Annotated in this window: 3 protein-coding genes and 1 pseudogene; 2 read left to right on the top strand and 2 right to left on the bottom strand. The window is 44.0% G+C overall.

Going from position 1 to position 3,179, the window contains the following annotated elements; genetic code table 11:
* Nucleotides 1-171 precede the first annotated feature (171 nt).
* Nucleotides 172-369 carry a ferredoxin family protein gene (locus tag Q7P41_RS00770; protein ID WP_303881325.1) on the top strand — a complete coding sequence of 66 codons (198 nt, stop codon included), beginning with the start codon at nt 172-174 and terminating at the stop codon, nt 367-369.
* A gap of 55 nt (nt 370-424) precedes the next feature.
* Entirely contained in the window at nt 425-1,627 is a 1,203-nt protein-coding gene (locus Q7P41_RS00765) for a pyridoxal phosphate-dependent aminotransferase (RefSeq protein ID WP_303881323.1), read from the top strand.
* A gap of 206 nt (nt 1,628-1,833) precedes the next feature.
* Here Q7P41_RS00765 and Q7P41_RS00760 read toward each other — a convergent pair whose 3' ends face one another.
* Together Q7P41_RS00760 and Q7P41_RS00755 are read right to left on the bottom strand one after the other, a co-directional pair.
* Nucleotides 1,834-2,916 (bottom strand): ABC transporter ATP-binding protein, encoded by a 1,083-nt coding sequence (locus Q7P41_RS00760; protein WP_303881328.1) that lies wholly within the window; start codon nt 2,914-2,916, stop codon nt 1,834-1,836.
* 7 nt (nt 2,917-2,923) lie between these two features.
* Nucleotides 2,924-3,179: pseudogene (locus Q7P41_RS00755) on the bottom strand (iron ABC transporter permease); the annotation flags it as partial.

The following is a 3,179-nucleotide window of genomic DNA, read 5'->3' as shown; positions in this document are numbered from 1 at the left end:
GGCGACACGCACCGGAGGGTAAATCTTTGGGTCATGCAGGCGCAATCATCGTTGGTAATAAGGGGACAGCTGCCTCGAAGATGGAAGTTCTTGTTGAAGCCGGTGTGCATGTGGCGCAAAATCCTCGCGAAGTTATTGAAACCATAAGCGAATTGTTGAGGTGAATTTTTAATGAGTGTATACATTGATAAGGATTTATGTAAGGGTTGTGGACTTTGTATTGATGCTTGTCCAGTAAACGTATATGAAATCAAGGGCGAAACGAACCGCAAAGGCTTTGCTGTTGTCTCCGCAGTAGAACCGGATAAGTGTGTCAAGTGCAAAATTTGCGAAAAGATCTGTCCCGATTTAGCGCTTTTCATAGAATAGGAAAGCAAGAATAGGAAAGCAAGAAATTGAAGAAGCAAATAAGGGAGGAATCGCAATGACTAACATAGTATTATCTAATTTGGTCGCAGGTATTGAGCCATCTCCTACTGAAGAAACCTCTTTCTTAGCTAATACTCTTAAGCGTCAGGGAGTTGATGTCATTAGTTTCGCCCAAGGTGAACCAGACTTTGATACGCCCAATTATATTAAAAAGGCGGCAATCAAGGCCATTAATGAGGGATTTACCAAGTATACTGATGTGGGCGGAATTATAGAGCTTAAGGAAGCAGTAGTAGAGAAACTCAAGCGCCAAAATAACTTGGAGTACGATATTTCAGGGGTCATCATAGGAAATGGCGGTAAGCAACTCCTATATGAGGCATTTGCTACCTTGTGCAATCCTGGCGATGAAGTACTTATACCTACACCCTGTTACGTAAGTTACGCAGATCAAATTCGTTTAACAGGTGCACGCGCGGTCTTCGTGCCAACCACAGAAGAAAACGAGTTCGTTCCTTGCCTGGAAGATGTCCAAAAACTATGGAATCCTAAGGTTAAAGTATTTGTCATTAATTCACCCTGTAACCCAACCGGAGCAGTTTTCCCACAAGAAGAGACCAGAAGGATAATGGATTTCCTCGTTGAAAATAAAACCTTTGTTATAACCGATGAAGTGTACGAATACTTGCTTTATGATGGGGCAAAGCATATTAGCCCTGCTGCTTTAGATCCGAAATATAAGCAGTGGTGCATTGTTGTCAATAGCTTGTCTAAGACATATGCCATGACTGGTTGGCGGATAGGGTATGCGGCAGGTCCAAAAGAAATTATAAATGGAATGAATTCTCTGCAGGGGCATCTCACGGGTAATGTAAATTCCATAGCGCAAAAAGCCGCTGCAGAGGCTCTTTTGGGACCTCAAGATGATATCGCTCGAATGGTAGAGGAATATGCGAAACGCAAGGATTACATGGTTAACAGGATTAACTCAATTGAGGGACTGTCATGCATAGAACCCAAAGGCGCCTTTTATGTATTTGCTAATGTTAAGAACCTATTTGGAAGAACATACAATGGCAACAAGCTTGAAAATGACAAAGATGTAGCTAATTTCTTCCTCAAGGCTGCTCATGTAGCTGTAGTGCCAGGTATAGCATTTGCCTATGAGGGATATGTGCGTTTCGTCTTTGCGAAATCGCTTGGTACCATCAAGGAAGGGCTAGATAGGATAGAAAAGGCTATTGGCGAACTTACATAAACTAAGATTTATTATTATCCATGATCCCCAGTATAAAAACTGTAGATTGATAATTAAATTAAAGAAAATTTAGAACTACTGTCAAATCAGGTGTATAGCGTTCAAGTAATGTGCAAATCACATAGCGAGGGGACAGGAAGTCTTAAATGCCGTCAAGCGGGATGAAGAATAGCGAGGAAAAAGTTGGGTAAATTTACAAGTCATCATTACACCGGCAAGGCCTTAATGTCTGATGAGTCTAGGTAGAGTCCGACGGTTTCTCCTTCTTTGTAAAGGCGGGCATCTTTGCTGTAAGGTTCGGTTACACGGATCAGATTACCTGATGTTATTTCTATGGCATATTCGATTTCGTCTCCGAGGAATACTTTGCTAACCACATTGCCTTTTAGCGACCTGTCGTCTACATTGCTAAGCTTGATTGATTCGGGCCTGACGACCAATGCAACTTCGTCTCCAACGTTAAATTTAAAACGCCTTTGAGCATTAATTGGAACGGTAAAAATAAATCCGTGAAAAAGCACGTCCATGTATTCGCCTTTGATAGAAATCGCTTTCCCCTTGAAGATATTGGCCTGGCCGATGAAGTCGGCGACAAAAAGGGAAGCCGGGTTGGCGTAAAGCTCGAAAGGCGTTGCTACCTGTTCAACTTTGCCCTCGTTTAAGACAGCGATCCTGTCCGCCATTGCCAAGGCTTCTTTTTGATCGTGAGTCACATAAATACAGGTAGTGCCAAGGCGCTTTTGCAATTGACGAATCTCAGCGCGCATATATATGCGAAGTTTCGCATCGAGATTGGACAGCGGTTCGTCCATGAGCAGCACTTGGGGTTTGATGACTAATATCCTTGCCAAGGCAACTCTTTGTTGCTCTCCGCCCGACAGCTGGTTTGGGAAGCGGCTTTCTACACCTTCTAAGTTCACCATTTGAAGGGCTTCGGTAACGCGCCTTTTGATTTCATGAGCCGGCAGTTTTCTGACCTTAAGGCCATAGGCGATGTTGTCAAATACTGTCATGTGAGGAAAGAGGGCGTAGTTTTGAAATACAAACCCTATGTTTCGTCTGTTTGCTGCTATATCCGTAACGTCACGTTTGCCGATAAAGACTTTCCCTTCCGTCGGCGTTTCAAACCCGGCTATCATGCGCAGGATGGTGGTCTTTCCGCATCCTGACGGCCCAAGCAATGTCACCAACTCTCCTGCATCGATTCTAAGGTTGACATCGTCTACCGCTTTAAAAGCAATTCCATCGCTATAAAAGATTTTGGTCAAATGGTTTAGATAAATGGGCACGGACAATTTATATCCCCCTTTGCTCCCTGTAATAATTAGGGTAGAGCATGCTAAAAAGAAACCTTATGGCCCACATGGCTAGTGCGACTATAAGTACCAGTACCACGGAAAGGGCCGCTGCCTGAGCGAACAAAAGCTCCGTGATACACTCAAGTATCCGCACGGTCAGCAAGCTCCATCGCACCGAGACTAAAAATATCGTGGCGCTGATCGCGGTCATGGAGACCACGAATAAATAACGCGTCCCGGTGGCTATCGCCGGT

Source organism: Acetomicrobium mobile, assembly GCF_937920065.1.
This window is presented reverse-complemented; position numbering and strand designations above follow the sequence as displayed.

Coding starts and splice junctions, on each gene's coding strand:
- Q7P41_RS00770 (WP_303881325.1), top strand. CDS start 172: ATGAGTGTATACATTGATAAGGATTTATGTAAGGGTTGTGGACTTTGT.
- Q7P41_RS00765 (WP_303881323.1), top strand. CDS start 425: ATGACTAACATAGTATTATCTAATTTGGTCGCAGGTATTGAGCCATCT.